The organism is Hoskinsella mucinilytica, from assembly GCF_045223415.1.
GTDB classification, from domain to species: Bacteria; Bacillota_I; Bacilli_A; order Erysipelotrichales; family Erysipelotrichaceae; genus Hoskinsella; species Hoskinsella mucinilytica.
On the sequence record NZ_JBEQZJ010000122.1, the window covers coordinates 1 to 471 of the forward strand.

General features: G+C 29.7%; 1 protein-coding gene. It reads left to right on the forward strand.

The annotated features are described in order from the left end of the window. The first annotated feature begins 34 nt into the window (after positions 1-34). Entirely contained in the window at positions 35-298 is a 264-nt protein-coding gene (locus UGRO018_RS17800) for a pyridoxamine 5'-phosphate oxidase family protein (protein WP_416327852.1), read from the forward strand. The last annotated feature ends 173 nt before the right edge of the window (positions 299-471 follow it).

Sequence of the window (471 nt, forward strand, 5' to 3'; positions counted from 1 at the left end):
ATAAATGAATACATACAAGTAAGAGGAGAAAGTTATGCAAATTGATTATAATCAAGCAGTATTAGAACTAGAAGAATATTTAAATAAAAATAAAACATGGGTTCTATCAACTTCATCAAATGATTATGTGACATCAAGAATGATGAGCATTATCAATCAAGGAGTTGAGATATATTTTCAAACCAATCATTGTTATATCAAAGATGAGCAAATGATCAATAATCCTAATGTTTCTCTATGTTGTGGTAATTATTCCATTGAAGGTATCGCAATTCCTATCGTGATTGGAAAGAGGTAGCAAATGAAGAATTAGAGGAATTATATAAGAAAGAACATAAAAGTTCGTATGATTTCTATGGAGCATTAAGTGGACAAGTAGTCTATAAAGTAAGTCCTAAGCTAGTGAAGATCTGGAAATATATAGAAGGATTTCCTGTGAGAGAACGTATTGATCTTACATTAAATGAAGCA

Coding starts and splice junctions, on each gene's coding strand:
- UGRO018_RS17800 (WP_416327852.1), top strand. CDS start 35: ATGCAAATTGATTATAATCAAGCAGTATTAGAACTAGAAGAATATTTA.